Origin of the sequence: Streptomyces sp. NPDC006314, from assembly GCF_040613075.1 — a bacterium.
Taxonomy (GTDB): domain Bacteria; phylum Actinomycetota; class Actinomycetes; order Streptomycetales; family Streptomycetaceae; genus Streptomyces.
On the sequence record NZ_JBEXRL010000003.1, the window covers coordinates 289759 to 315568 of the forward strand.

A 25810-nucleotide genomic window follows, 5' to 3' on the forward strand; every position below is an offset into this window, starting at 1 on the left:
CCGTGGGATACGAAAGGGACGGCATGTACGGCTGGATCTGGCGGCATCTGCCGGGGAACGCGTGGGTGAGGGCACTGATCTCACTCGTACTGGTCCTGGCCTTGGTCTACGTCCTCTTCCAGTACGTCTTCCCGTGGGCCGAACCGCTGCTGCCCTTCAACGATGTGACGGTGGACAACCAGTGAGTGCGCGGATTCTCGTCGTCGACAATTACGACAGCTTCGTCTTCAACCTCGTCCAGTACCTGTACCAGCTGGGCGCCGAGTGCGAGGTGCTCCGCAACGACGAGGTGTCGACGGCGCACGCCCAGGACGGCTTCGACGGGGTACTGCTCTCGCCCGGGCCCGGGACGCCGGAGGAGGCGGGCGTGTGCGTGGACATGGTCCGCCACTGCGCCTCGACCGGGGTGCCGGTCTTCGGCGTGTGCCTCGGGATGCAGTCGATGCAGGTGGCGTACGGCGGCGTGGTCGACCGGGCGCCGGAGCTGCTGCACGGTAAGACCTCGCCGGTCGAGCACGAGGGCAAGGGCGTCTTCGCGGGCCTGCCCTCCCCCTTCACGGCGACCCGCTACCACTCCCTGGCCGCGGAACCGGCCACGGTCCCGGCCGAGCTGGAAGTGACCGCCCGTACACACGACGGCATCATCATGGGCCTGCGCCACCGTGAACTCCCGGTCGAGGGCGTGCAGTTCCACCCCGAGTCGGTGCTGACCGAGCACGGGCACCGGATGCTGGCCAACTGGCTGGCGGAGTGCGGCGACCAGGGTGCCGTGGCGAGGTCGGCGGGGCTCGCCCCGGTGGTGGGCAGGGCCACGGCGTGACCGCGCTGCGCCCCGAGCGTGAGGACTTGTACGGCGAGGGCCCGTACGAGTCCCACGGCGGTGCGCCGAACGCCGGTCGCGGTGCGGGTCGCCATGGCGGCCGCCATGCCGGGCGCCAGGACGATCCGCCGACGGCGCCGATGCCCGCCGTGGGCCCCATGCCTGCCGCCAATGACGAGACGATGGCGCTGCGGAGGATTTCCGGTCCGCTGCCCCCTGGCCCGCGGAACGAGCCCCTGCGCGTCTCTGGAGCCTCCGCAGCCTCCCCTGCCGGTGGAATCACGCCGGGCGGCCGTGCGGCCCGCAGAAAGGCGGCCAAGCGCCGCGGTGGCCGTCATAGCGGGAACCGGGATACGCCACCCCCGTCGACACCACCGTCCGGCCGGCCGCTGTCCCGGGTGGAGGCCCGGCGGCAGGCCCGGCTGCGCAAACCGGGCCCGGCCGTCATCGTGAGCCGGGTGATCGGCGAGGTGTTCATCACCACCGGCGTGCTGATGCTGCTGTTCGTCACCTACCAGCTGTGGTGGACCAACGTCCGCGCGCACGCCCAGGCGGGCAGCGAGACCCACCAGCTGCAGGACGACTGGGCCAGCGGCAAGCGCAACCCGGGCGCCTTCGCGCCGGGACAGGGTTTCGCCATCCTGCACATCCCCGCGCTGGACGTCGTCGCCCCGATCGCGGAGGGCGTCAGCAACAAGAAGGTGCTCGACAAGGGCATGGTCGGGCATTACGGCGAGGGCCCGCTCAAGACGGCGATGCCCGAGGCCAAGACGGGCAACTTCGGTCTCGCGGCGCACCGCAACACGCACGGTGAGCCGTTCCGGTACATCAACAGGCTCACGCGTGGCGACGCGGTCGTGGTCGAGACGCAGGACGAATACTTCGTCTACAAGGTGGCGGCGACGCTCCCGGTGACACCGCCGTCCAACACGAGCGTGCTGGACCCCGTTCCCCCGGGCTCGGGCTTCACCGAGCCCGGCCGTTACATCACCCTCACCACCTGTACGCCGGAGTTCACCAGCAAGTACCGGCTGATCGTCTGGGGCAAGATGGTCGAGGAACGCCCGCGCGGCAAGGGCAAGCCGGACGCGCTCATCGACTAGGGCTCATCGAGTAAGGGCAGAGGAACTGTGGCAGCGACCGCCGACGAGACCGAAGAACACACGGACGCGTCCGCCCCGGAGCCCGGCCCGCGCCGGCGTCCCGGCCCGATCGCCCTGGCGGTCAGCGTCTTCGGGGAACTCCTCATCACGACAGGTGTGTTGCTGGGCCTGTTCGTCGTCTACTCCCTGTGGTGGACGAACGTGATAGCGGACCGCAAGGCCGACCGGCAGGCCGACAGGGTCCGTGATCACTGGGCCCACGCCACGGACTCCGGCCCCGGTGCGCTGGACACCATGGACGGCATCGGCTTCCTGCACGTGCCGGCGATGAAGAACGGCGAGGTGCTGGTCGAGAAGGGCACGGACGAGGACGTCCTGAACAACGGCGTGGCCGGCTATTACACGGACCCGGTCAAGGCCACGCTTCCCACCGCCGGGCGGGACGGCAACTTCACCCTCGCCGCCCACCGCGACGGGCACGGCGCGAAGTTCCACAACATCGACAAGGTGAAGAAGGGCGACCCGATCGTCTTCGAGACGAAGGACGACTGGTACGTCTACAAGGTCTACTCCGTCCTCCCCGAGACCTCGAAGTACAACGTCAAGGTCCTGTCGTCGGTCCCGAAGGAGTCCGGAAAGGACAGGGCCGGCCACTACATCACCCTGACGACCTGCACGCCGGTGTACACGAGCCGCTACCGGTACGTGGTGTGGGGCGAACTGGTCCGGGTGGAGAAGGTGGACGGCGCACGCACACCGCCGAAGGAACTGCGCGGCTGACCCGTGGCCTGCCAGGGGAGCTGGTGGTGGTCTGAAAAAAATGGGTTGCAGTACGAAAAGGGGCCCCCGGCGTCCGGAGAGCCGGGGGCCTTTTTCGTGGGAGATCCGTCAGCCGCCTATGCCGCCGAAGATCCCACCGTTGCCGTTGTCGCCACCGTTGTTGCCGCCGTTGTTGCCGAAGCCCACGGTCGTCAGGGTGATCGTGGTGCTGCCGGGGTCGTCGACCTCCTGGCCCTGCTGCGGGTCCTGGGAGGCGACGAGCGCGTTGTCGCCGCCGTCGCTGCCAGGGGCGAACTGGATGTTGGTGAAGCCCGCCGCAGTCAGTATCTGCTTGGCCACGGCGACCGTCCGGCCGCGGACGTCCGGAACCTTTGTCTTCTGCTGCTGGACCTTGCCGACGTTGACCGCGATGGGCGTGTTCTTGGCGACCTGCTGGCCCGGCGCCGGGTTGGTCGAGAGGACCTTGCCGTTGTCGGCGGGGTTGGTGCTGGGGGTGTCGTTGCAGGTGGCCACCAGACCCAGCCCCTGCAGCTCGGCCTTCGCGTCCTCACAGGACTTGCCGATGACGTCGTCGGGCACGGTGACCTTCTCCTCGGCCTTGGCGACCGTGAGGGTGATCGTGGAGCCCTTCTCGACCTCCGCACCGAGCTTCGGGTTCTGCTTCAGGACGGTGCCCGCCTGTTCCGTGGCCGAGATCTCGTCTTTGCGCACGACCCTGAAGTCGTCCTCCAGCGCAGCCTTGGCCTCGGCGAAGCTCTGGCCGAGAACGCTGGGCACCGCGACCTTCGGCGCGCCGGTCGACACCACCAGGTTGATCGTGTCGCCCTTGTTCACCTCCGAGCCCGCCGGGGGGTTCTGGGAGCACACGCTGCCCCTCGGCTGGTTCTCGCACGGCTTCCGCGTGGGCGGGGCCAGCTTCAGGTCGGAGTTCACCGCCATCTTCTGGGCTTGGGCATAGGTGCGATCGACGAAGTTCGGAGCCTTGAAGGACTCGTCCGGGTTGCCTCCGCCGAAGGCCCACTTCCCGATGAGAATCGCGCCGATCAGGACCAGCACGCCCGCGACCACCAAAAGGATCGTGGAAGTGCTGGACTTCTTCTGCTGGCGGCGGCGGTCGCCGCGGTCGTCGTAGCCGTAGCCGTCGTCCGGGTTCATCGGCGGGAGCATGGTGGTCGCTCCCGCGCCGGCGTCCGAGCGCAGGGCCGTGGTCGGCTGGTCGTCGGGGTAGCCGCCGTAGCCCGCCGCGCCCAGGGCGGCCGTGGCCGCGACCGGCTGGCCGTCGAGGCAGGCCTCGATGTCGGCGCGCATCTCGTCGGCCGACTGGTAGCGGTAGTCCGGGTCCTTGACCAGCGCCTTCAGGACGATGGCGTCCATCTCGGGCGTGATCTCGGGGTCGAAGACCGAAGGAGACTGCGGTTCCTCGCGGACGTGCTGGTAGGCCACCGCCACGGGGGAGTCGCCCACGAAGGGCGGCCGGACCGTCAACAGCTCGTAGAGGAGGCAGCCGGTCGAGTACAGGTCCGAGCGGGCGTCGACCTGCTCGCCCTTGGCCTGCTCCGGCGAGAGGTACTGGGCGGTGCCGATGACCGCCGCCGTCTGCGTCATCGTCATGCCGGAGTCGCCCATCGCGCGGGCGATGCCGAAGTCCATCACCTTGACCTGGCCGTTGCGGGTCAGCATGACGTTGGCCGGCTTGATGTCACGGTGGACGATGCCGTTGCGGTGGGCGTACTCCAGGCCCTGGAGGATGCCGATGGTCATCTCCATCGCGCGCTCGGGCAGCAGCTTGCGGCCGGAGTGCAGCAGCTCACGGAGCGTGGAACCGTCGACGTACTCCATGACGATGTACGGGATGGAGACCCCGTCGATGTAGTCCTCGCCCGTGTCGTAGACCGCGACGATCGCGGGATGGTTGAGCGAGGCGGCCGACTGGGCCTCCCGGCGGAACCGGGCCTGGAAGGACGGATCACGCGCGAGGTCAGCGCGCAGCGTCTTCACCGCCACGGTGCGGCCGAGGCGGGTGTCATGCGCGAGGTAGACCTCCGCCATGCCACCACGGCCGAGCACATGGCCCAGCTCGTACCGGCCGCCGAGGCGACGCGGCTCTTCCATAGCTACCTACCAGCCCTCTCCGTCGTCTCGGCCGTCACATCCGTGTACGTCCGAGGCTGCCGTCCGGGCCTACGGTACCCGGCTCGCTTTGTATGACCTGGCCAAGCCCGGAACCCGATACAGGACCGGTATCGCAACGTGCGTCGATGTGAAGGGGATGTGAGCGGACTCACTGCGGTGAGCCGGTTGTCCCACGTCCATGGGCCGGCGGACTCACTTCTTGGAGTTGATGACCGCCTCCATCACGCTCTTCGCGATCGGCGCGGCCAGGCCGCCGCCGGAGATGTCGTCGCGGTTGGCGTTCTCGTCCTCGACGACGACGGCCACGGCGACCGGCGAGCTGTTGTCGCTGAGCTTGGCGTACGAGATGAACCACGCGTACGGGTTGGCGCTGTTCGCCACGCCGTGCTGGGCGGTACCGGTCTTGCCGCCGACGGTCACCCCGCCGCCGATCAGCGCCTTCTTACCGGTGCCGTCCTTGACGACCGTCTCCATCATCGACTGCAGGATCTGCGCGTTCTCCGGCGACAGCGGCCGGCTCAGCTCCTCCGGCTGGGTCTTGGCGACCGGGTCGACGTTGGAGGACTGCAGCTCATCGACCATGTACGGCTTCATCAGCTTGCCGTCGTTGGCGACCGCCGAGGCGACCATGGCCATCTGCAGCGGGGTGGCCGCGGTGTTGAACTGGCCGATGGAGGACAGCGCGGTCTGCGACGGGTTCATGTTGTCGGAGAACACCGAGGCGTTCGAGCGGACCGGGGTGAACTGCTCGGAGTCGAAGCCGAACTTCTTCGCCTCGGCCAGCATCTTGTCGTTGCCGAGGTCGGCGCCGATCTTGCCGAAGACGGTGTTGCAGGACACGCGCAGCGCCTCACGCATGGTCGCGTTCTCGCAGGGGATGTCGCCCTCGTTCTTCAGCTGGGTCGTGGTACCGGGCATGATCCACGGCAGCGGCGACTTCGTCTTGGCGTCGGCCGACGTGTACAGCCCGTTCTCCAGCGCGGCCGCCGCCGTGACCACCTTGAACGTGGAGCCCGGCGGGTAGGTCTCGCGCAGCGCCCGGTTCAGCATCGGGTCGGCCGGGTTGTTCTTCTTCTGCAGCTTGTTCCAGGCCTTGCCGTCCGCGTCGGTGTTCCCCGCGAAGGACGAGGGATCGTACGACGGGTACGAGGCCAGTGCCAGGATCTTGCCGGTGGACGGCTCCAGGGCCACGACGGCACCCTTGCCGCCACGGGACGTCAGACCGTCCCACGCGGCCTTCTGCGCGGAGGCGTTGAGCGTGGTGACGACGTTGCCGCCCTGCTGCTCCTTGCCGGTGATCATGTCCAGGGTCTTGCGGAAGAACAGCCGGTCGTCGTTGCCGGTGAGGATGCCGTCCTCCACCTTCTCGAGGAAGCTGCCGTCGAAGGCCTGGGAGGAGTAACCGGTGACCGGTGCCCACATGGGACCGTTCTTGTAGGTGCGCTTGTACCGGAAGTCACCGTGCTTGGTCTTCGCCGAGCCGGTTATGGGGTCGCCGTCGACGATGATGTCGCCCCGCGGGTTCGCGTACCGCTCGATGGTCACGCGGCGGTTGTGCGGGTCGGCGCGCAGTCCGTCGGCCTTGACGTACTGCAACCAGTTGTCACGGATCAACAGCGCCAGGACGAGGAGTCCGCAGAAGATCGCGATGCGGCGCAGTGGCTTGTTCACGTCCGGCCTTTCCACAAGCTAACAGGGGCGCCTGTCGCTTCAGTCTCTCGGTGCCGATGGTGCTGGCGCTCATCCTTGGCCGCCCACAGTCTAGAGGCAGTGGCCGTGCCTCCAGGGCGGGGCCGTCGACAAGGACTGATCATTAGACGCATGGCAGGCGTGGCGGGTTCCGGAAAACCGCGGACGGCTTCCGGTTCCGGCGGATGCCGGGGCCGGAAGCCGTCCGTCAGGAGTGCGCCGGGGCGCCGTTCAGCACTTGGGCGGGTTGCCGCTGGCCACGTTGAAGTAGTGCGCGGAGGTGTAGCCCCAGACGTTCTTGCTGGAGTTGACGTTCTTCACGTAGTACCAGGTGTCGTTGCCGTACACGCCCTCACCCCGGACCCAGCACTTCACGGCGGCGCCGTCATGCTTGTAGCCGCGGTCCACGATCGCCATGTCCGTGCTCGGCCCCTTGCGGATCTTCACGTCGTCGGTGTTCCAGTTGCCCCCGTACAGCCCGGCCGCCTGCGCGCTCGTCGCGCTGGTCGCCGTGAGCAGTGCGGCGCCGAGTACGGCGGCCGCCCCCACCACGACGCGCTTGCCGCGCGAGTTCATGCGAAGCATGACATCCCCCAATGTGTCGGTCGTCCCGTGGTCGCGGGACACAGATGGTCGCCTGTGACTCTAGTGGACGACCCGACGTTGAACGATCTTGCTGAGGATGATCCCGGTCACTGGACGACCGGACCGGCGCCGCCGGGGCGGACCACCTGGGTCATCTCGGCGTCGGGGTTGCTGGCAGGCGTGGGCGCCGGGCGGCGGGCGGTGTCGCTGATGCGGATGAGGATGCCGATCAGGGCCCAGTTGGCCAGCACGGAGGAACCGCCGTAGGCCATGAACGGCATGGTCATACCGGTCAGCGGGATGAGGCCCATGACACCGCCGGCCACCACGAAGACCTGCAGCGCGAAGGCGCCGGACAGGCCGATGGCGAGCAGCTTGCCGAACGGGTCGCGGGCGGCGAGGGCGGTGCGCACGCCGCGTTCCACGATCAGGCCGTAGACCAGCAGGATCGCCATGATGCCCGCCAGGCCCAGCTCCTCGCCGAAGGTGGCGAGGATGAAGTCGGAGTTGGCGGCGAACTTGATCAGGTCGGAGTGGCCCTGGCCCCAGCCGGTGCCGAGGGTGCCGCCGGAGCCGAACGCCCAGAGGGCCTGCATGGCCTGCTCGGAGTGGAGGGTGCCGTCATGGACCCCGGCCTGGCTCAGCTTGTACTCGCGCATCGGGTCGAGCCAGGCCTGGACACGGGTCTGGATGTGCGGTTCGAAGCTCGCCACACCGACGGCGCCGACCGCGGACATCAGCAGACCGAAGACGATCCAGCTGGTCCGCTCGGTGGCGACGTACAGCATGATGACGAACATTCCGAAGAACAGCAGCGAGGTGCCCAGGTCGGTCTCGAAGACCAGGATGAGGATCGAGATCGCCCAGACGACCAGGATCGGGCCCAGGTCCCGGCCGCGCGGCAGGTACAGGCCCATGAAGCGGCGGCTGGCGAGGGCCAGGGCGTCACGCTTCACCATCAGGTAGCCGGCGAAGAAGACGGCGAGGACGATCTTCGCGAACTCGCCGGGCTGCAGCGAGCCCAGTCCGGGGACCCGGATCCAGATCTTGGCGCCGTAGATGTCGGCTCCGAGACCGGGTACCAGCGGCAGGATGAGCAGGACCAGGGCGCCGAACATGGAGATATAGGTGTAGCGCTGCAGGACGCGGTGGTCCTTCAGGAAGATCAGCACGACGACGAACAGGGCGATGCCCAGCGCGGTGTACAGCAGCTGGCGTGGCGCGGCCGTGACGAAGTTGGGCAGCGACTGGAGCAGCTTGGACTGGTCCAGCCGCCAGATGCCCACCAGCCCGAGCCCGTTCAGCAGGGTGGCCAGGGGCAGCAGCAGCGGGTCGGCGTACGGGGCGAACTTCCGTACGCCGAGGTGGCCGACGCCGGCCAGCAGGCCGAGACCGAGTCCATAGCTCAGCAGTCCCCTGGGTACCTGGTTGTTGACGGCCAGGCCCACGTTGGCGTACGCGAACACCGGGATGGCCACGGCGAAGACCAGCAGGGCCAGCTCGGTGTTGCGGCGGCTGGGCGCCCCGATCGCGCCGATCGTGGACGTGTGGTGCGTCGGCGAATTGGAAGTACTGCTCATCGTGTGACGGGGCCTCTCACGGCGTGCTCTCCTGCTTGCCGCACTGATCGACGACCTTCTGCTCATCCTCGGAGAGGCTCGGGCCGGGGTGGGGAGTGGTGGTCGTGGACGGGTGCGGAGACTTCGAGGGCGAGCTCGGGGACGTCGTCGACGACGTCGGCTTCGACGGGTTCGGCGTCGGTGATGCCTTGGACGTGAAGGAGATACGGGTGGTTCCCGTGGTGCCTCCGGCCTCGCCCTGGCCCGTCTTGGCGTTCTTCTCGCTCTCGGCGGCCGCGCGTTCCGCCTGCTTCCTGCACGCGGAGGCCTGCACGGACAGTGCCTCGATCTTCGTCTGGGCCTGGTTCAGACCGCCCGCCGCGATCGTGTTCTTGACCTGCTTCTGCTGGTAGGGCGGCAGGTACTTGAGTTCGATCTCGGGGTGGTCCTTCTCCACCTTCGACAGCGAGACCCACGCCAGGTCCTGGCTGATCCCGCGGTACAGCGCGACGTGCTCGCCTTTGGCGCCGACGTAGTACTGCGTCTGTGTCCAGCGGTAACCGCCGTACAGGCCGCCGCCGATGACGGCGAGGGCGAGGCCGCCGTAGAGGGACTTCTTCAGCCACGTGCGCTGTTTGCGCGGCTTGGTGAAGTCGTCGTCGGCGTAGTCGCCGAAGCCGCCGGCCGGGATGTAACCGGTGGTGTCGGCGGAGCCGGGCGGGCCGAACTCGCCGCCCCCGTGGCCCTGGCGGCCCAGGTGGGAGGCGCGGCCGGCCGGGGTCTGCATGATGCCGTTGTCGTGCAGGTGGTGCTGGTTCTCGGCGACGGCGCCGACCACGACCGGCTGGTCGGACAGCTGCCCGGCGAGGGTGTCACCGGTGTCCAGGTCGAGGACGTCGGCGACGATGACGGTGATGTTGTCGGGGCCGCCGCCGCGCAGCGCCAGCTGGATCAGCTCCTGCACGGTCTCCTGCGGGCCCTGGTAGCTGGCGAGGGTCTCCTCCATCGTCTGGTGGGAGACGACACCGGACAGGCCGTCGGAGCAGATCAGGTAGCGGTCACCGGCCCGGACCTCGCGGATGGACAGGTCGGGCTCGACATGCTCGCCGCTGCCGAGCGCACGCATCAGCAGGGAGCGCTGCGGGTGAGTGGTGGCCTCCTCCTCGGTGATCCGGCCCTCGTCCACGAGCCGCTGCACCCAGGTGTGGTCCTGCGTGATCTGAGTCAGCACGCCGTCCCGGAGCAGGTACGCGCGCGAGTCGCCGACGTGCACGAGACCGAGCCGCTGCCCGGTCCACAGCAGGGCGGTGAGGGTCGTCCCCATGCCCTCCAGCTGGGGGTCCTCCTCGACCAGGGCGCGCAGCTGGTCGTTGGCGCGCTGCACGGCCGTGCCGAGGGAGGTGAGGATGTCGGAGCCGGGCACGTCGTCGTCGAGCGTGACCAGGGTGGAGATGACCTCGGAGGAGGCGACCTCGCCGGCCGCCTGGCCGCCCATGCCGTCCGCGATCGCGAGCAGGCGGGGACCGGCGTAACCGGAGTCCTCGTTGCCCTCCCGGATCATGCCTTTGTGCGATCCGGCGGCAAAGCGCAGTGACAGACTCATGCGCACCTCGCCCGTCGGCTCCGGGTACAGCCGGTCGTGTCGAGCCACACTGCCCACCCTCCGGTCGGGAGCGCGCCGGAGACCGGGTGGCGGCCTGCCGCTGCGTGCTCGCTCCGCTCGCTCATTGTCGTACTACTTCCGCAGCTCGATGACGGTCTTGCCGATGCGGATCGGCGCGCCCAGCGGGATCGGCGTGGGAGTCGTCAGCCGGGACCGGTCCAGGTAGGTGCCGTTGGTGGAGCCGAGATCCTCGACGATCCACTGGCCGTCGCGGTCCGGGTAGATCCTGGCATGGCGGCTGGAGGCGTAGTCGTCGTCCAGCACGATCGTGGAGTCGTGCGCCCGGCCCAGCGTGATCGTCTGGCCCTGCAGCGCGACCGTGGTGCCGGTCAGGGTGCCCTCGGTCACGACCAGTTTGGTGGGTGCGTTGCGGCCGCGCCGGCCGCCGCCGGCCTGCTGGCCGCGCTGCTGTGGGGGCGCGGCCTGCTGCCGCGGCGCCTGCTGCCGGGCCGCCTGCTGCTGGCGCCCGGCCTCCCTACGCGACCCGCGCTGGGTGACGCGCGTTCCGAACAGGTCGCTCCGGATGACCTGCACGGCCACGATCACGAACAGCCACAGTACGGCCAGGAAACCCAGCCGCATGACCGTGAGGGTCAGCTCTGACATTGCCCCCGCTTCACCCTTCGGCTTGCCTATAGATAACGGTGGTGCTGCCCACGACGATCCGCGAGCCGTCGCGGAGCGTAGCGCGGGTGGTGTGCTGCCCGTCCACCACGATGCCGTTCGTGGAGCCGAGATCCTGGATCGTCGAGGGCGTTCCGGTCCGGATCTCGCAGTGCCGGCGGGAGACGCCGGGGTCGTCGATCCGCACGTCGGCCTCGGTGCTGCGGCCCAGCACCAGCGTCCCGCGGGAGATCTGATGGCGGGTGCCGTTGATCTCGATCCAGTAGCGGGTGCGCGCGCCGCTCATCGGGGCGGCCGCGGGCCGCTGGGTGGCGGGCTGGGGGTAGCCGTAGCCGCCGGGGCGGGTGCCGGGCGGCGGCGCGGCCGGCATCGGGGGCGCTCCGGCGGGCGCGGCCGGCGGGTAGCCGTAGCCGCCCGGGGCGCCCGGGCCGGGGCGGCCGGCCGCAGGGGCGGCGGGGGCCGGCTGGCTGCTGGAGGAGGCGAGGGTGCGCGAGCGCACCCGGTACAGGCCGGTGTCGAGGTCGTCGGCCTTCTCCAGGTGGACCTTGATCGGACCCATGAAGGTGTAACGCTGCTGCTTGGCGTATTCGCGCACCATCCCGGCCAGCTCGTCGCCGAGCTGCCCGGAGTAGGGGCTGAGGCGCTCGTGGTCCGGCGCGCTCAGCTCCACGATGAAGTCGTTGGGTACGACGGTGCGGTCACGGTTCCAGATGGTGGCGTTGTTGTCGCACTCCCGCTGGAGCGCACCGGCGATCTCCACAGGCTGGACCTCGGACTTGAAGACCTTGGCGAAGGTGCCGTTCACCAGACCTTCGAGACGCTGCTCGAATTTCTTCAGGACTCCCATGGGGCACCTCCTCCGTCGCTGCCGTTGCCTTGCCCTGCTGTGTGCCGCTGCCCTGCCGGGTACTGCCGGTACTGCCGGTACTGCTCACTGATCGTATCTACGCGCCCGGCAATCAGCCGGTTCCCCCTGCGGCTCCCCTTCGAACTCCTGGTGCGCGTCCTGCTGCCATGGATCGTAGAGGCGGGCGAAGTCCAGTGTCCCGCACCTGGCTGTGCACCCGGTCCGCCTCCTGGGGAGATGGCCGGGACCGGTACGAGGTTGATACGTGAACCGTGTCTCCTTGATACGCGTGTTGCCGCGGGGCGAGGGGTGCGCGGGGGCGGATGCCGGGCCGGATACCGGGGCCGGACGCCCGGACCCGAAGGCGCAGGCCTGGGGGTGCGGGTGGGGAGCGGGGCCGGGAGGGGGCGGGCGGGAAGCGATGTGAATCCACCCGCTACGACGTGCTAATGTTCTGCGTGTCGGAAGGGGCCAGCCCGAAGAGGCCGGACCGGAAGACACACCCAATGCGCGGGTGGCGGAATAGGCAGACGCGCTGGATTCAGGTTCCAGTGCCCGCAAGGGCGTGGGGGTTCAACTCCCCCCTCGCGCACAGAGAAACCGATGAAACGGGTCTCGGCCGGTGACGGAAGTCACGGCGGGGCCCGTTTCTCGTTTTCCGGTGGTTGTGAGGCATCCCACAGCCTTGTCGGGACATGCGGTGGATGCGGTGGGTCCCGACTCGTGAGCTATCTCATGGGTGGGGGCCGTCTGAAGACACCGTGAAGTCGCCCTTCCGCGAGATGCTCTGGCCGACGAACAGGTCGGTGACCACCCTCCACAGCAGTAGCGGCGGCATGAGGATGCCGGTCTCCAGGGTGGCGAGGAACTCTGAGGCAGGGGCCCACGGGAGGCGGGGGTGGGGCACCCGTGGGTTTCCACAGGTAGTGAGTCGTCCACAGGGTCTGACGCGTTTCGGCCACCCGCTGTACGGTCTCCCCGAGTTGATGTTCGTGCGGGCGCCTGGTCGGGGGCGTGCGGGGTAGTTCGGGAAGGCGGCCGCGGTGACCGGAACCGGTGGGGGCGTGGTGGACGGGGTGGGCCGGGAGGCCGGCCGGCTGCCCCAGGTGCGCGGATTCGCCCAGTGGCCGGCGCAGGGCTCCCCCAAGAAGGAAGGCAAGGCGCTCCGCGCGAGCGTGCCGCGCAGTGCGCACCGCACCCTCGACCTGGACGCCGCCCGACCCGACGCGGTGAGCGCGGTCGAGGAGTCCAGCGCCGGCCGCATCCCCGAGCTGACGCCGCTGAGGGTGGGCCGGATGGCGGCCACCCCGTTCGCCTTCCTGCGCGGTTCCGCCGGGCTCATGGCATACGACCTGGCCCGCACCCCCATCACCGGGATCGGCGCCCAGATATGCGGTGACGCGCATGCGGCCAACTTCGGCCTGTACGGCGACGCCCGCGGAGACCTGGTCATCGATCTCAACGACTTCGACGAGACCGTGCACGGCCCCTGGGAGTGGGACGTCAAGAGGCTCGCGGCCTCTCTGGTGCTCGCCGGACGGGAGACGGGCGCCGACGAGGACACCTGCCGTGCGGCGGCACGGGACGCGGTCGGCGCCTACCGGCGCACCATGCGCCTGCTGGCCAAGCTGCCCGTGCTGGACGCCTGGAACGCCATCGCCGACGAGGAGCTGGTCTCCCACACCGACGCCCACGACCTGCTGGGCACACTGCAGCGGGTCTCGGAGAAGGCCCGGGCCAACACGAGCGGCCGGTTCGCGGCGAAGTCGACCGAGGCGGTGGAGGACGGCGGACGCCGGTTCGTGGACGCCCCGCCGGTGCTGCGCAGGGTCCCGGACGCCGAGGCCGCCGCGGTCGCCGCCTCCCTGGAGGCGTATGTGCACACCCTCAGCGAGGACCGGCACCCCCTTCTCGCCCGGCACGCGGTGCACGACGTGGCCTTCCGGGTGGTCGGCACCGGCAGCGTCGGCACTCGGTCCTATGTCGTGCTGCTCCTCGACCACCGTGAGCAGCCGCTGGTGCTCCAGGTGAAGGAGGCTCGCCCCTCGGCACTGGTCCCGCACCTGGTCACGGCCGGTTTCGAAGCGCCGCCCGGGGAGCACGAGGGCCGCCGGGTGGTCCTCGGGCAGAAGAGGATGCAGGTGGTCAGCGACATCCTGCTGGGCTGGACCACGGTCGACGGCCGCCCCTTCCAGGTGCGGCAGTTCCGCAACCGCAAGGGCAGCGTCGACCCGGCCGCCCTCGCCGCCGACCAGGTCGACGACTACGGCCGGATGACCGGCGCCCTGCTGGCCCGCGCCCACTCCCACAGCGCCGACCCGCGGCTGATCGCCGGCTACTGCGGCAAGAACGAGGAACTGGACGAGGCGATGGCCGATTTCGCCGTCGCCTACGCCGACCGCACCGAGGCGGACCACGCGGAGCTGGTCGCGGGCGTGCGGGCGGGGCGGATCGCGGCCGAGCCGGGCGTGTGAGGAGGCCGACGGCGGGTGCGAGGGGGCCGACGGTGTGCCCAGCCCTGCGCGGGCCCGCTCCCACGGTGCTACCGGCGGAACCGCAGCTCCCTGACGGCGGCGCGGGCGGGCTGCGGTTCTTCAGGGGCGCGGGGAACTGCGCGACCCGCCACGACGGAGCCGCAGCCGGCGGATGCCCCGGTAACCCCTACGGCGGGACACTGCACCGGTCACCGATGTCCCGGCGCCGATGTCCCGGCTCCCCGGTGTGACCTGGTCCGAGCCGAGCGCAGCGGCTCCGTGGCCTACGCTGGTCGGGTGACGACCCCGGAAGCCGATCAGTCCCAGGCACCGCGGCCCGAGGAACGGCTCGAGCAGGCCGTCCGGGCCGCCGAACAGGCGTTGATCGAGTACGAGATCGCGGTGGAGACCTTCCGCGTCGAAGTCGAGAACTTCTCCCGGCTGCACGAGCAGCGGCTCGGCCCGCTCTATCTCCGCATCGAGGAACTGGACGCCGAGATCGCCGAGGCGAAGGCCGCCCGCACCGGTGACCCCGAGGACATCCGGGCGGCCGAGGAGGCCCGCGCCCGGGTACTGCCGATGCCCGGTGTCGAGGAACTGCTGCATGGCTGGATGGACGGCGACGGCCTGTTCCCGGAGGCCGCCGCCATGCTCACCGACCAGGCGGTACGGCCCCCGCAGCGGGTGCGGCCCAGCGAGGAGGCCCGCAAGCTCTACCGGGACCTGGCCCGCAAGGCCCACCCCGACCTGGCGCAGGAGGAAGAGGAGCGGAAGCGGCGCGAGGAATTCATCACCCGCGTCAACGCCGCCTACGCCCGCGGCGACGAGACGCTGCTCCAGGAACTGGCGGAGGAGTGGGCGGCCGGCCCGGTGCCGCCCCAACGCCGCCCGAGCCCTGCCGAGGAGCTGTACGCCCGCCTCGAATGGCTCTCCCAGCGCAAGGAACTGCTCACCCTCGTCGCCCGGGAACTGGAGGAGAGCGCCATCGCCGGCATGCTCCGCCTCGCCCCCGACGATCCCGACGGGCTGCTCGACGAGATCGCCGACAGGCTGCGCGCCGACGTCGCCCAGCGCGAGGCCGAGCTGGCGGACCTGCTGGGACAGGGCTGAGCTTCATGCTGCTTCGGGTAGCGTCGGAGACATGAATTTCGGAGCTGGTGTGCCCACGGTCGAGGTCACGGACCTCAAGGACGGCGACTTCCTGCTGGACGTCCGCGAGGACGACGAGTGGCAGGCGGGCCACGCCGACGGGGCGCTGCACATCCCCATCAGCGAGTTCGTGGCCCGCTACGGCGAGCTGACCGAGGCCGCCCCGCAGGACGGCCGTGTCCACGTCATCTGCCGCTCGGGCGGCCGTTCGGCCCAGGTCACCATGTATCTGGTCCAGCAGGGCATCGACGCGGTGAACGTCGACGGCGGCATGCAGGTCTGGCAGGCCGCGGGCCGCCCGGTGATCACGGACGAAGGCAAGCCGGGCTTCGTGCTGTAGACCGGCTGCACGCCGGTCGCAGATCCGTACCGACCGGTGGGGACCCACGGGCCGGTCGCCGACCGGTTGCTTTCGCAGGCCGTGCGATCAGCCGAGCGGGTGGGCCGCCAGCAGATCTCCGAGTCTCTCCTCGTACGCCGCAGCCGGGCCGAGGGACAGCTCCAGGTGCTTGGCCCAGGCGTGATACCGGTGCAGCGAGTAGTCGGTGTCGGCGCCGAATCCGCCGTGCAGATGCTGCGCCGTCTGCACCACCCGGCGTACGCCCTCCGCCGCCCAGACCTTCGCCACCGCGACGTCACCGGCGGCGGGCAGTGCCCCCGGTGCCCGCGAGGCGATCCGCCACGCGGCCTGCCACAGGGTGGCCTCCATGGCGCGCAGGTCGATGTACCGGTCCGCGGCCTGCACGGCCACGGCCTGGAAGGTCGCGATCGGATACCCGAACTGCTCGCGTCTGCCGGTGTACTCACTGGTCATCCGCAGCACCCGCTCGCCCAGCCCGAGCGCCAGTGCGCAGGTACCGGTCGCGAGCAGCGCGTGCAGCCATTCCCACGCGCCGTCGGCCTCGATGACATCCGCCGCGTCGATTCGCGCGGACTCCAGCCGCAGCTCGGCGAGCCGCTCCCCGCTGGTGGACACCTGCTCGGCCAGGGCCACCCCGTCCCCCTCGCGCGCCACGAGCGCGAGTACCGTCCGGTCCGGGCCGGTGCCCTGGACGTGTGCCGGCACGAGGACGAGATCCGCGTCGTACGCCCAGGGCACCGCCGTCTGCACCCCGTCCAGCACCCAGGCCGGGCCCTCCCGCCGTGCGGTGACGGCCAGCTCTGCCGGGTCATGGCCGCTCCGTCCGTTCGCCGCCACCGTCAGCACCAGCTCTCCGCGGCCGGCCCGCCCCAGCAGCCGCCCTGCGGACTCCGCCCCGCCATAGGCCTGTACGGCCGCGGCGGCGGCGCTGTGCTCCAGCAGCGGCACCCGCGCGAGAACCTTGGCGGACTCGCGGAGCACCAGGCACAGCGCGATCGCGTCGAGGCCCGCCCCGCCGTGCGCCTCGTCCAGGAGCAGACTCAGCAGGTCGGCGCCGGCGAGCCGGGCCCACAGCTCCCGGTCGAAACCCTCGGCCACGGCCCCGGCGGTGAGCGCCGGGCTGGGTACCGCGTCCGGTACGACGCCGGCGAACACCCCGCGCGCCGCCTCGGCCGCCGCCCGCTGCTCCTCGGTGAAGGTGAAGTCCACGGCCTGTCCTCCCGGCGGATCCGGTCATCTGACGGTTGGTCCGGCAGTTCGCCTGACGGGCCGTCAAGATAGAACAGGTTCTAGAAGAAGGGAACGGTGCGTCAGCGGTCGAAGTCCAGCTCGACCTTCTCCGTCACCGGATGCGACTGGCAGGCCAGCACATACCCGGCCTCCGTCTCCTCCGACTCCAGCGCGAAGTTGCGGTCCATGCGCACCTCGCCCGAGACCAGGAAGGCCCGGCAGGTCCCGCAGACCCCGCCCTTGCAGGCGTAGGGCGCGTCGGAGCGGTTGCGCAGGACGGTCTCCAGCAGCGACTCCCCCTCCCGCACCGGCCAGGTGCCGCCGCGTCCGTCGAGCCGGGCGGTGACGGTGCTGTGCGCAGGCGCCGGGACGACGGCCGCCGGAGGCGACCCCGCGTCCACGTGGAAGATCTCCTGGTGGATCCGGTCCCGGCCCACGCCCAGCCCGCGCAGCGCCTTCTCCGCCCCCTGCACCAGCCCGTACGGACCGCACAGGAACCAGCCCACCACCCGCTCCACCGGCAGCAGCGCGGGCAGTAGCTCCGCAAGCCGCTCCCGGTCGAGCCGGCCGGAGGGCAGGCCCGCCTGCTGCTCCTCCCGGGAGAGCACGGTCACCAGCTGCAGCCGCTCCGGGTAGCGGTCCTTCAGGTCGGCGACCTCCTCCAGGAACATGGTGGAGGCAGCCGTGCGATCGCTGCGTATCAGGCAGAACCGGGCCTCCGGTTCGCGTGCCAGCAGGGTCGACACGATGGACAGCACCGGCGTGATGCCGCTGCCGCCGACGACCGCCGCGTACAGGCCCGGCGCCGGCCGGAGGGTGAAGCGACCGGCCGGGGTCATCACCTCCAGCTCGTCGCCGACGTTGATCTCCTTCAGCGCGTAGGCGGAGAAGGCTCCGCCCTCGACCAGCCGCACACCCACCCGCAGGCTGCTCGGTCCCTCGCCGGCCGGGTCGGGGGCGGGCGAGCAGATCGAGTACGTGCGCCGGATCTCCGTGCCGTCGACGCGGCGGCGCAGCGCGAGGTGCTGGCCGGGTGCGTGCCGGTACTCCTCGCGCAGCTCGGGCGGGACGGTGAGGGTGAGGGCGACGGAGTCGTCGGTGAGCCGGTCGACCGCGGCCACCGGGAGCGGGTGGAAGCGCGCCATCACAACTCCTTGAAGTGGTCGAACGGTTCGCGGCAGGCCAGGCAGCGGCGCAGCGCCTTGCAGGCGGTGGAGGAGAACCGGCTCAGCAGCTCGGTGCCGGCGGAGCCGCAGTGCGGGCAGCGGACCGGCTCGGTCTCCGTGTCCTGCGTCCGGGTCGCGCCGAGGGCCAGCGGGACCGGACCCGCGGCGTGGTGCACGCGCGGGGGAGCGATGCCGAACTCCTGGAGCTTCCGGCGTCCCTCGGGCGTGATGTCGTCGGTCGACCAGGCGGGCGCGAGCACCGTACGGACGGTGACCTCACGCATGCCGTGGGCACGCAGCACCCGTTCTATGTCGAGGGTCATCGCCTCGATGGCCGGGCAGCCGGTGTAGGTGGGTGTCAGGTCGACCTCGACCGTGTCCGGGCCGTCCATGCGCACCGCGCGCACCACGCCCAGCTCCTGGAGGGTGAGCACGGGCAGTTCGGGGTCGGGCACCGAGCCGGCCAGCTCCAGCAGCTGCGCCTCCAGGGCGGTGGCGGTCACCATGACGCCCCCGGGTGACTGCGGTGCAGGTGCTGCATCTCGGCGAGCATCCGCCCGAACGGCTCGGTGTGCAGGCCCTGCCGGCCGGCACCCGCCGACCAGGCCCCGGTGCGCGGCCCCTCGGGGAGGGTGAGGGTGGCACGGCCGAGGACGTCTCGGACGGACTCCAGCCAACGCTCCGCCATGAGCGCCCAGTCGGCCTCCAGGCCCTCCACCGGCTGGAACATCTCCCCGGTGAACCGCCACAGCGCGTCGCAGGCACGCTGCATCCGCTCGTGGCTGGTCCCGGTGCCGTCGCCGAGCCGCAGCGTCCACTGCTCGGCGTGGTCGCGGTGGTAGGCGACCTCCTTGACCGCCTTGGCGGCGAGCGGCGCGAACGGGCCGTCCGTGGCCGCCAGTTCGGTGTAGAGGAGCTGCTGGTAGGTGGAGAAGTACAGCTGGCGGGCGATCGTGTGGGCGAAGTCGCCGTTCGGCTGCTCGACCAGCTGGAGGTTGCGGAAGGCCCGCTCCTCGCGCAGATAGGCCAGTTCGTCCTCGTCGCCGGCCAGGGACAGCAGCACGCGGGCCTGGCCGAGCAGATCGAGGGCGATGTTGGCGAGAGCGACCTCCTCCTCCAGGACGGGGGCGTGTCCGGCCCACTCGCCGAGGCGGTGGGAGAGCACCAGGGCGTCGTCACCGAGGGCGAGCGCGGCGGTCGCGGGAACGGTCGCGGTCACAGGTGCTTCACCCCTTCCGGGATCTCGTAGAAGGTCGGGTGCCGGTAGGGCTTGTCGGCGGACGGCTCGAAGAACGGGTCCTTCTCGTCCGGCGAGGAGGCGGTGATCGCGGCGGCCGGGACGACCCAGATCGAGACGCCCTCGCCGCGCCGGGTGTAGAGGTCGCGGGCGTTGCGCAGGGCCAGCTCCGCGTCGGGTGCGTGCAGGCTGCCGGCGTGGGTGTGGGAGAGGCCCCGCCGGGAGCGTACGAAGACCTCCCACAGGGGCCAGTCGGTGGTGCTCATGCTCGCTCCGCTCCCGTCTCACCGGCGCCGCCGGTGTGCTTGGCCGCGTACGCCGCGGCCGCTTCCCGTACCCACGCGCCCTCGTCGTGTGCGCGTTTGCGCTGGGTGATGCGCTGCTCGTTGCACGGGCCGTTGCCCTTGAGGACCTCCCAGAACTCCGTCCAGTCGATCGGACCGAAGTCGTAGTGCCCCCGCTCCTCGTTCCACCTCAACTCAGGGTCGGGCAGGGTGAGACCCAGGGACTCGGCCTGGGGGACGCAGATGTCGACGAAGCGCTGGCGCAGTTCGTCGTTGGAGTGGCGCTTGATCTTCCACTCCATGGACTGCGCGGAGTGCTGGGACTCGTCGTCGGGCGGGCCGAACATCATCAGCGAGGGCCACCACCAGCGGTCCACCGCGTCCTGGGCCATCGCGTGCTGTTCCGGGGTGCCCTTGCTGAGGGCCAGCAGCAGCTCGTAGCCCTGGCGCTGATGGAAGGACTCCTCCTTGCAGATCCGCACCATGGCCCGCGCGTACGGGCCGTAGGAGCAGCGGCACAGGGGAACCTGGTTGGTGATCGCGGCGCCGTCCACCAGCCAGCCGATCGCACCGACGTCGGCCCAGGTCAGCGTCGGGTAGTTGAAGATCGAGGAGTACTTCTGGCGGCCACTGTGCAGCTTGTCCAGCAACTCGTCGCGGCCGGTGCCGAGGGTCTCGGCCGCGCTGTACAGGTACAGGCCGTGACCGGCCTCGTCCTGGACCTTGGCCATCAGGATGGCCTTGCGCCGCAGGGAGGGCGCGCGGGTGATCCAGTTGGCCTCCGGTTGCATCCCGATGATCTCGGAGTGCGCGTGCTGGGCGATCTGCCGGACCAGGGTCGCGCGGTAGGCGTCGGGCATCCAGTCGCGCGGTTCGATGCGTTCGTCGGCGGCCACGGCCGCGTCGAAGGCGCGCTGATAGGCCGTCGTTTCGACGGTGCCCTGCGCGCCGTCCGCCTGCGTACGGGCCGTGCGCTGCGCGGCTGCTGTGGCCATGCGGTCCCCCTGACCTCGGGCTCTGCGGTGGATTCTGTCCCGACCGATCGTTCGGTCCGTGCGCTATCAATGGTGTGCCGGGCCGCCGGAGGGTGTCAACCACTGTGGAAAACTCCGCGGGCTTCCTGTGGACAACGCGCCGGAGAGCCGGCCCGCGACAGGTCAAGGGACCGGGTGGGGGCCGGGGCTGGGCGTGCGGCGTGGCGAGGGCCACGGCCATAGGCCCGTACCCGGGGCTGCGCCCGGTGGTCCCGGCTGAGTACCGTTCCGTGCGAGCGCCGGTGCGGCGCTCATGCATCGTGCGGCGCCCGTGGCAGGTGCCGCCCGCCGAGCTGACCCACTCAGCCGAAGCGATCAGCGGAACGAATGAGCCGAAACGGGGGACGGGGCGCAATGGACGCGTACGACGAGGACTCGGGGGCCCGGCAGGGACCGGGTGCCTTCGAGCCCTTGGAACCGCCCAAGCCGTTCAGGCCGCTGGAGTCTGGCGGGTCCGGCGGGTCCGGCGGGTCCGGCGGGTCCGGCGGGTCCGGCGGGTCCGGACGGTCCGGTGGGTCCGGTGGGTCCGGTGGGTCCGGTGGGTCCGGTGGGTCCGGTGGGTCCGGCGGGTCCGGTGGGTCCGGCGGGTCCGGCGGATCCGTTGGGTCCGACGAGTCGGGCCGGTCGTCGGAGGCGGTCCCGCCCACCTCGGCACCGACTGTACCGACGGCATCGAGGGTGCCGGCATCGACTGTCCCCTCAGCATCGACTGCCTCGCCATCCTCGTCGGCGTCGTCGGCTTCCACCCGTACCGGTGTCGCCGCTCTCTCCCCCCGCTACCAGGTCGGCGCCGCGCTGGCCTTCGCGGTGGTCGCCGTCGCCGCCTGTGTGCATCTGGCGATGGTGTTCCTCAGCCTCGCGCCCGCGAACACGGTGACGAAGCAGCACGGCAAGGCGATCGAGGAGTGGATCTATCCGGAGTTCGAACAGAACTGGAAGCTGTTCGCCCCGAACCCGCTGCAGCAGAACATCGCCGTCCAGGTGCGCGCCGAGGTGCGGTTGAAGGACGGCGGACTGCGCACCACCGGCTGGACCGACCTCTCCGCCCAGGACGGCGCCGCGATCGAGGGCAATCTGGTGCCCAGCCACACCCAGCAGAACGAGCTGCGCCGGGCCTGGGACTTCTTCGTCACCACGCACAGCGCCGACAACCGTCCCGTGGCCCTGCGCGGCGCCCTCTCCGAGCAGTATCTGCGCCGGATCGTCGTGATGAGGCTGTACCGGGACGATCCGACCAGCAAGGAGGGCGTCATCCAGCGCGTGCAGGTCCGCTCCAGCACCACCAATGTGCAGCCGCCGAAGTGGAGCCGTGAGCGGGTGTCCGACAAGCCCGTCTACCGCCTGCTGCCCTGGTGGTCCGTGACAGCCGCCGAGGCCGCGGGAGGCGTGCGGTGAACCGTCTCTCGCTGACCCTCTCGCGCGGCATCGCCCGTGTCACCGAGGCCGCCCTCGGCCCGTACCAGAGCGCCGTGATCCGGATCGGGTTCGCCGGGACCTGGCTGCTGTTCCTGCTGCGCGAGTTCCCGCACCGCCGGGAGCTGTACGGCCCCTCCGGCCCCTGGGGCTGGCAGCTTGCCAAGGATCTGACCGCCGACAACCACGCCTTCTCGGCGCTGTTGTGGTCGGACGGGCGGGCCTGGTTCGAGTGCTTCTACCTGCTGGCGGTCCTGGCCAGTGCGGCGCTGCTGCTCGGCTGGCGCACCCGGACCGCGTCGGTGCTGTTCATGGTGGGCGTGCTGTCGCTGCAGAACCGCAGCGTCTTCATGGGGGACGGCGGCGACAACGTCCTGCACCTGATGTCCTTCTATCTGCTGTTCACGCGCTGCGGTCGGGTGTGGTCCCTCGACGCGCGGCGGACAGCGCGCCACGAGGCGGCACGCGCGCGTGGCGAGCGGGTTTCCGCAGACCGGGTGGGACCGGTGCTGTGGGCGGTGTTCGGCCTGGCGCTCGTCACCGTGACGCTGACCGGCCGGTTCGACAACGGCTGGCTGATCCCCGCACTGCTGTGGACGGTGTGGGTGGTGCTCGGCGTGTGGGGGCTCGTCGAGCGCCGGACGAAGCCGGCCGAGCCGCGGATCCTGCTGGATGTGATCGCCAACGTCCTGCACAACGGCGCCCTGTTCGTGATCATGGCGGAGGCGTGCCTGATCTACGCCACCGCCGGCTGGTACAAGATCCAGGGCTCGCGCTGGCAGGACGGCACCGCCGTCTACTACCCGCTCCACCTGCACTACTTCTCGCCCTGGCCAGGACTCGCCGACCTGATGTCCACCAGCGGCACGATCATGATGCTTGTGACCTACGGGACGGTCATGGTGCAGGTCGCCTTCCCGTTCACTCTGTTCAACCGACGGGTCAAGAACGTTCTGCTGGTGCTGATGATGACCGAGCACGCGGTGATAGCCGTCGTCCTCGGCCTGCCCTTCTTCTCGCTGGCGATGATCACCGCGGACGCCGTGTTCCTGCCGACGTCCTTCCTGCGGCGGCTGGGTGATCTGGCGGCACGCGCACGAGGGCGGATCATCCGGCGCGGCGTCCTTGACGTGCCACCGCCGCGTTCCCCGGAGGAGAGCACTCCGGGACGTGTGGGAGCCGCGTAGGGTTCACCGCATGACCGACCCGCTGACCCGCTGGCGCGAGCACGCCGGTGCCGCCGTGCTGCTCGACGGCTTCCACGCCCTCAAGCACGCGCTGCGCTTCGGCGCGGAGGTGCCGGTGGCGGTCACCACCGACCGGCGGGCCGCGCTCGCCCTCGCCGACGAGCTGGCCGGGGACGTACGGGACGCACTGGACGCGCTGCTGACGGAGGTGCCCGAGAAGACGTATGCCGCCCTCGTCCCGCGGCCGCATCCGACGGGGGTGGCGGCGCTCGCCGTACGGCCGTCCCGCGAGGCCAATCTGCGGGTGCTGGGCCGCACGTCCCGCACCGCCCCCATCGTGGTCCTGGACAACCCGCGCAACCTCGGCAACGCCGGGGCCGTGATCCGGCTGGCCGCCGGTTTCGGAGCGATCGGGGTGGTCACCACGGGGACGCTCGACCCCTGGCATCCCACGGTGGTGCGCGGCGGCGCGGGCCTGCACTTCGCGACCGCCGTGGAGCGGCTCGGGGTCGACGAGCTGCCTTCCGGGCCGCTGTTCGCCCTCGATCCGGAGGGCGAGGACATCCGGGGCACCAAGCTGCCCGACGACGCCGTGCTGGCGTTCGGCTCGGAGCGCAGCGGACTGTCGGCGGAGCTACGCGCACGTGCCGGCCATCTGCTGCGGCTGCCGATGCGCCCCCAGGTCTCCAGCTACAACCTCGCCACGAGTGTGGCTATGACGCTGTACCACTGGAGTGCCACCGGGGGCGCGCCCTCGGCTTCCTAGGCCTCCCGGCGGACCTCCACCACCCGGAAGCGGTTCGCCACGAACGCTCCGTCCGTGAGGGCCGCGTTCGCCGCCGGGTTGCCGCCCGAGCCGTGGAAGTCGGAGAAGGCGGCGGTCTGGTTCACGTACACCCCGCCGGTCAGATTGAGCGACAGCTGGGCGGCCTCCTCCAGGCACACCTCCTCGACGGCCTGCTCGACGTCGGTGTCGGTGGTGTAGGCGCCGACCGTCATCGCGCCCTTCTCACGGACCGTGCGGCGCAGCAGGTCCAGCGCACCGGAGACCGAGTCGACCGCCACGGCGAAGGAGACGGGGCCGAAGCACTCGCTCATGTAGGCCGCCTCGTCGTCCGGCTTGGCGCCGTCCAGCTTGACGATGACGGGAGTGCGGACGACCGCGCCCGGGAAGTCCGGGTTGCTGATCTCGCGGGAGCCGAGGGCGACTTCGCCGAGTCCGGCCGCGGCCTCGAGACGGGCCTTGACGTCCGGGTTGACGATCGCGCCGAGCAGGGCGTTCGCGCGCGCGTCGTCACCGAGGAGGCCGTCGACCGCGCGGGCGAGGTCGGCGGTGACCTCGTCGAAGGTCCTGGGGCCCTCTTCGGTGCGGATGCCGTCCCGGGGGATCAGCAGGTTCTGCGGGGTGGTGCACATCTGGCCGCTGTACAGGGACAGCGAGAACGCCAGGTTGGACAGCATGCCCTTGTAGTCGTCCGTGGAGTGCACGATCACCGTGTTGACGCCGGCCTTCTCCGTGTAGACCTGCGCCTGTCGGGCGTTGGCCTCCAGCCAGTCGCCGAAGGACGTCGAGCCGGTGTAGTCGATGATCCGGATCTCGGGACGGGTGGCGAGGGTCTTGGCGACGCCCTCATCGGGGCGCTCGGCGGCCAGCGCCACCAGGTTCGGGTCGAAGCCCGCCTCGGCGAGCACGTCCCGGGCGACCTGCACGGTCAGCGCGAGCGGCAGGACCGCGCGCGGGTGCGGCTTGACCAATACCGCGTTGCCGGTGGCCAGGGAGGCGAACAGGCCCGGGTAGCCGTTCCACGTCGGGAACGTGTTGCAGCCGATGACCAGACCGATGCCACGCGGGACCGGCGTGAACCGCTTGGTGAGGGCCAGCGGGTCCCGCTTGCCCTGGGGCTTGGTCCACTCGGCCGTGTCGGGCGTGCGGACCTGCTCCACGTACGCGTACGCCACCGCCTCCAGGCCGCGGTCCTGGGCGTGCGGGCCGCCCGCCTGGAACGCCATCATGAAGGCCTGGCCGCTGGTGTGCATGACCGCGTGCGCGAACTCGTGGGTGCGGTCGCTGATGCGCTTGAGGATCTCCAGACAGACCACCGCACGGGTCTCCGCGCCCGCGTCGCGCCAGGCGCGCTGACCGGCCTTCATCGCGGGCAGCAGTACGTCGATGTCCGCATGCGGGTAGCTCACGCCCAGCTCGATGCCGTACGGCGAGATCTCGCCGCCCACCCAGTCGTCCGTGCCGGGCTGGCCGAGGTCGAGTCGGGTGCCCAGCAGGGCGTCGAAGGCGGCCTTGCCCGCCGCCGCGTCCAGGCTGCCGTTCTCGCCGTACGCCTTCGGGTGCTCGGGGTGCGGTGACCAGTACGCGCGGGTGCGGATCGCCTCCAGGGCCTGGTCGAGAGTGGGCCGGTGCTTCGCGATCAGCTCGTGCGCGGTCAGTTCGGCGGCCATGCGGGACCAACTCCTCGT

General features: G+C 70.6%; 24 protein-coding genes and 1 tRNA gene. 11 read left to right on the plus strand and 14 right to left on the minus strand.

Translation table 11 applies throughout. The features are described from left to right. Positions 1-2: 2 nt before the first annotated feature. The 4 genes from ABZ079_RS07000 to ABZ079_RS07015 are packed head-to-tail and all read left to right on the plus strand — an operon-like array spanning position 3 to position 2703. Positions 3-185, plus strand: a complete 183-nt coding sequence (locus tag ABZ079_RS07000) for a hypothetical protein (protein ID WP_356938596.1) — start codon at positions 3-5, stop codon at positions 183-185. Continuing rightward, a complete protein-coding gene (locus tag ABZ079_RS07005) occupies positions 182-820 on the plus strand; it encodes an aminodeoxychorismate/anthranilate synthase component II (RefSeq protein WP_356938364.1) in 639 nt (212 codons plus the stop codon). Before ABZ079_RS07000 ends, ABZ079_RS07005 begins: the two co-directional genes overlap by 4 nt. Next, positions 817-1923: a class E sortase gene (locus tag ABZ079_RS07010; protein ID WP_356938365.1), complete on the plus strand. Its 1107-nt coding sequence runs from the start codon at positions 817-819 to the stop codon at positions 1921-1923. Before ABZ079_RS07005 ends, ABZ079_RS07010 begins: the two co-directional genes overlap by 4 nt. 27 nt (positions 1924-1950) lie before the next feature. Then, positions 1951-2703: a class E sortase gene (locus ABZ079_RS07015; RefSeq protein WP_356938366.1), complete on the plus strand. Its 753-nt coding sequence runs from the start codon at positions 1951-1953 to the stop codon at positions 2701-2703. 108 nt (positions 2704-2811) lie between these two features. Here the strand turns inward: ABZ079_RS07015 and pknB are convergent, their stop codons facing one another. The 7 genes from pknB to ABZ079_RS07050 form a co-directional block, all read right to left on the minus strand. Continuing rightward, positions 2812-4815 (minus strand): Stk1 family PASTA domain-containing Ser/Thr kinase, encoded by a 2004-nt coding sequence (gene pknB, locus ABZ079_RS07020; RefSeq protein WP_356938367.1) that lies wholly within the window; start codon positions 4813-4815, stop codon positions 2812-2814. A 213-nt stretch (positions 4816-5028) separates the two neighbouring features. Continuing rightward, positions 5029-6507 (minus strand): penicillin-binding transpeptidase domain-containing protein, encoded by a 1479-nt coding sequence (locus ABZ079_RS07025; RefSeq protein ID WP_356938369.1) that lies wholly within the window; start codon positions 6505-6507, stop codon positions 5029-5031. Between the two features lie 249 nt (positions 6508-6756). Next, positions 6757-7101: a hypothetical protein gene (locus tag ABZ079_RS07030; RefSeq protein WP_356938370.1), complete on the minus strand. Its 345-nt coding sequence runs from the start codon at positions 7099-7101 to the stop codon at positions 6757-6759. 116 nt (positions 7102-7217) lie between these two features. Further along, positions 7218-8690 (minus strand): FtsW/RodA/SpoVE family cell cycle protein, encoded by a 1473-nt coding sequence (locus tag ABZ079_RS07035; RefSeq protein WP_356938371.1) that lies wholly within the window; start codon positions 8688-8690, stop codon positions 7218-7220. A gap of 16 nt (positions 8691-8706) precedes the next feature. After that, on the minus strand, positions 8707-10272 hold the full coding sequence (locus tag ABZ079_RS07040; protein ID WP_356938586.1) for a Stp1/IreP family PP2C-type Ser/Thr phosphatase: 1566 nt from the start codon (positions 10270-10272) through the stop codon (positions 8707-8709). A gap of 132 nt (positions 10273-10404) precedes the next feature. Then, a complete protein-coding gene (locus tag ABZ079_RS07045; protein WP_356938372.1) occupies positions 10405-10938 on the minus strand; it encodes an FHA domain-containing protein in 534 nt (177 codons plus the stop codon). Between the two features lie 10 nt (positions 10939-10948). Continuing rightward, a complete protein-coding gene (locus ABZ079_RS07050; RefSeq protein WP_356938373.1) occupies positions 10949-11803 on the minus strand; it encodes a DUF3662 and FHA domain-containing protein in 855 nt (284 codons plus the stop codon). Between the two features lie 508 nt (positions 11804-12311). On the opposite strand from ABZ079_RS07050, the gene ABZ079_RS07055 reads away from it, so the two are divergent. The 4 genes from ABZ079_RS07055 to ABZ079_RS07070 all read left to right on the plus strand — a co-directional run bounded on the left by ABZ079_RS07055 (position 12312) and on the right by ABZ079_RS07070 (position 15766). Next, positions 12312-12395: transfer RNA gene (locus tag ABZ079_RS07055), tRNA-Leu, on the plus strand. Between the two features lie 451 nt (positions 12396-12846). Further along, a complete protein-coding gene (locus tag ABZ079_RS07060; protein ID WP_356938374.1) occupies positions 12847-14277 on the plus strand; it encodes a DUF2252 domain-containing protein in 1431 nt (476 codons plus the stop codon). A 297-nt stretch (positions 14278-14574) separates the two neighbouring features. After that, positions 14575-15387, plus strand: coding sequence for a hypothetical protein (locus tag ABZ079_RS07065; protein ID WP_356938375.1), 813 nt, complete (start codon positions 14575-14577; stop codon positions 15385-15387). 49 nt (positions 15388-15436) lie between these two features. Then, positions 15437-15766 carry a rhodanese-like domain-containing protein gene (locus ABZ079_RS07070; protein ID WP_356938587.1) on the plus strand — a complete coding sequence of 110 codons (330 nt, stop codon included), beginning with the start codon at positions 15437-15439 and terminating at the stop codon, positions 15764-15766. Positions 15767-15853: 87 nt separating this feature from the next. Here ABZ079_RS07070 and ABZ079_RS07075 read toward each other — a convergent pair whose 3' ends face one another. The 6 genes from ABZ079_RS07075 to paaA all read right to left on the minus strand — a co-directional run bounded on the left by ABZ079_RS07075 (position 15854) and on the right by paaA (position 20699). Next, positions 15854-16996, minus strand: coding sequence for an acyl-CoA dehydrogenase family protein (locus ABZ079_RS07075; protein WP_356938376.1), 1143 nt, complete (start codon positions 16994-16996; stop codon positions 15854-15856). A gap of 101 nt (positions 16997-17097) precedes the next feature. Next, positions 17098-18162 (minus strand): 2Fe-2S iron-sulfur cluster-binding protein, encoded by a 1065-nt coding sequence (locus ABZ079_RS07080; RefSeq protein ID WP_356938377.1) that lies wholly within the window; start codon positions 18160-18162, stop codon positions 17098-17100. Continuing rightward, on the minus strand, positions 18162-18689 hold the full coding sequence (gene paaD / locus ABZ079_RS07085; protein WP_356938378.1) for a 1,2-phenylacetyl-CoA epoxidase subunit PaaD: 528 nt from the start codon (positions 18687-18689) through the stop codon (positions 18162-18164). The genes ABZ079_RS07080 and paaD overlap by 1 nt, the downstream gene beginning before the upstream one ends. Continuing rightward, positions 18683-19402 carry a 1,2-phenylacetyl-CoA epoxidase subunit PaaC gene (gene paaC, locus ABZ079_RS07090; RefSeq protein WP_356938379.1) on the minus strand — a complete coding sequence of 240 codons (720 nt, stop codon included), beginning with the start codon at positions 19400-19402 and terminating at the stop codon, positions 18683-18685. Before paaC ends, paaD begins: the two co-directional genes overlap by 7 nt. Then, on the minus strand, positions 19399-19686 hold the full coding sequence (gene paaB, locus ABZ079_RS07095) for a 1,2-phenylacetyl-CoA epoxidase subunit PaaB (RefSeq protein WP_184967739.1): 288 nt from the start codon (positions 19684-19686) through the stop codon (positions 19399-19401). Before paaB ends, paaC begins: the two co-directional genes overlap by 4 nt. Further along, the gene (gene paaA / locus ABZ079_RS07100; protein WP_356938380.1) at positions 19683-20699 is read right to left on the minus strand and encodes a 1,2-phenylacetyl-CoA epoxidase subunit PaaA; all 1017 of its coding nucleotides are present in this window, start codon (positions 20697-20699) and stop codon (positions 19683-19685) included. Before paaA ends, paaB begins: the two co-directional genes overlap by 4 nt. A 393-nt stretch (positions 20700-21092) precedes the next feature. Here paaA and ABZ079_RS07105 point away from each other — a divergent pair, with 393 nt between their 5' ends. The 3 genes from ABZ079_RS07105 to ABZ079_RS07115 are packed head-to-tail and all read left to right on the plus strand — an operon-like array spanning position 21093 to position 24104. Then, positions 21093-22133, plus strand: coding sequence for a DUF5819 family protein (locus tag ABZ079_RS07105; RefSeq protein WP_356938381.1), 1041 nt, complete (start codon positions 21093-21095; stop codon positions 22131-22133). Further along, the gene (locus ABZ079_RS07110; RefSeq protein WP_356938382.1) at positions 22130-23338 is read left to right on the plus strand and encodes an HTTM domain-containing protein; all 1209 of its coding nucleotides are present in this window, start codon (positions 22130-22132) and stop codon (positions 23336-23338) included. Before ABZ079_RS07105 ends, ABZ079_RS07110 begins: the two co-directional genes overlap by 4 nt. 10 nt (positions 23339-23348) lie before the next feature. After that, entirely contained in the window at positions 23349-24104 is a 756-nt protein-coding gene (locus ABZ079_RS07115) for a TrmH family RNA methyltransferase (RefSeq protein ID WP_356938383.1), read from the plus strand. Here ABZ079_RS07115 and paaN read toward each other — a convergent pair. Next, positions 24101-25792: a phenylacetic acid degradation protein PaaN gene (gene paaN, locus ABZ079_RS07120; RefSeq protein WP_356938384.1), complete on the minus strand. Its 1692-nt coding sequence runs from the start codon at positions 25790-25792 to the stop codon at positions 24101-24103. The genes ABZ079_RS07115 and paaN overlap by 4 nt on opposite strands. Positions 25793-25810 lie beyond the last annotated feature (18 nt).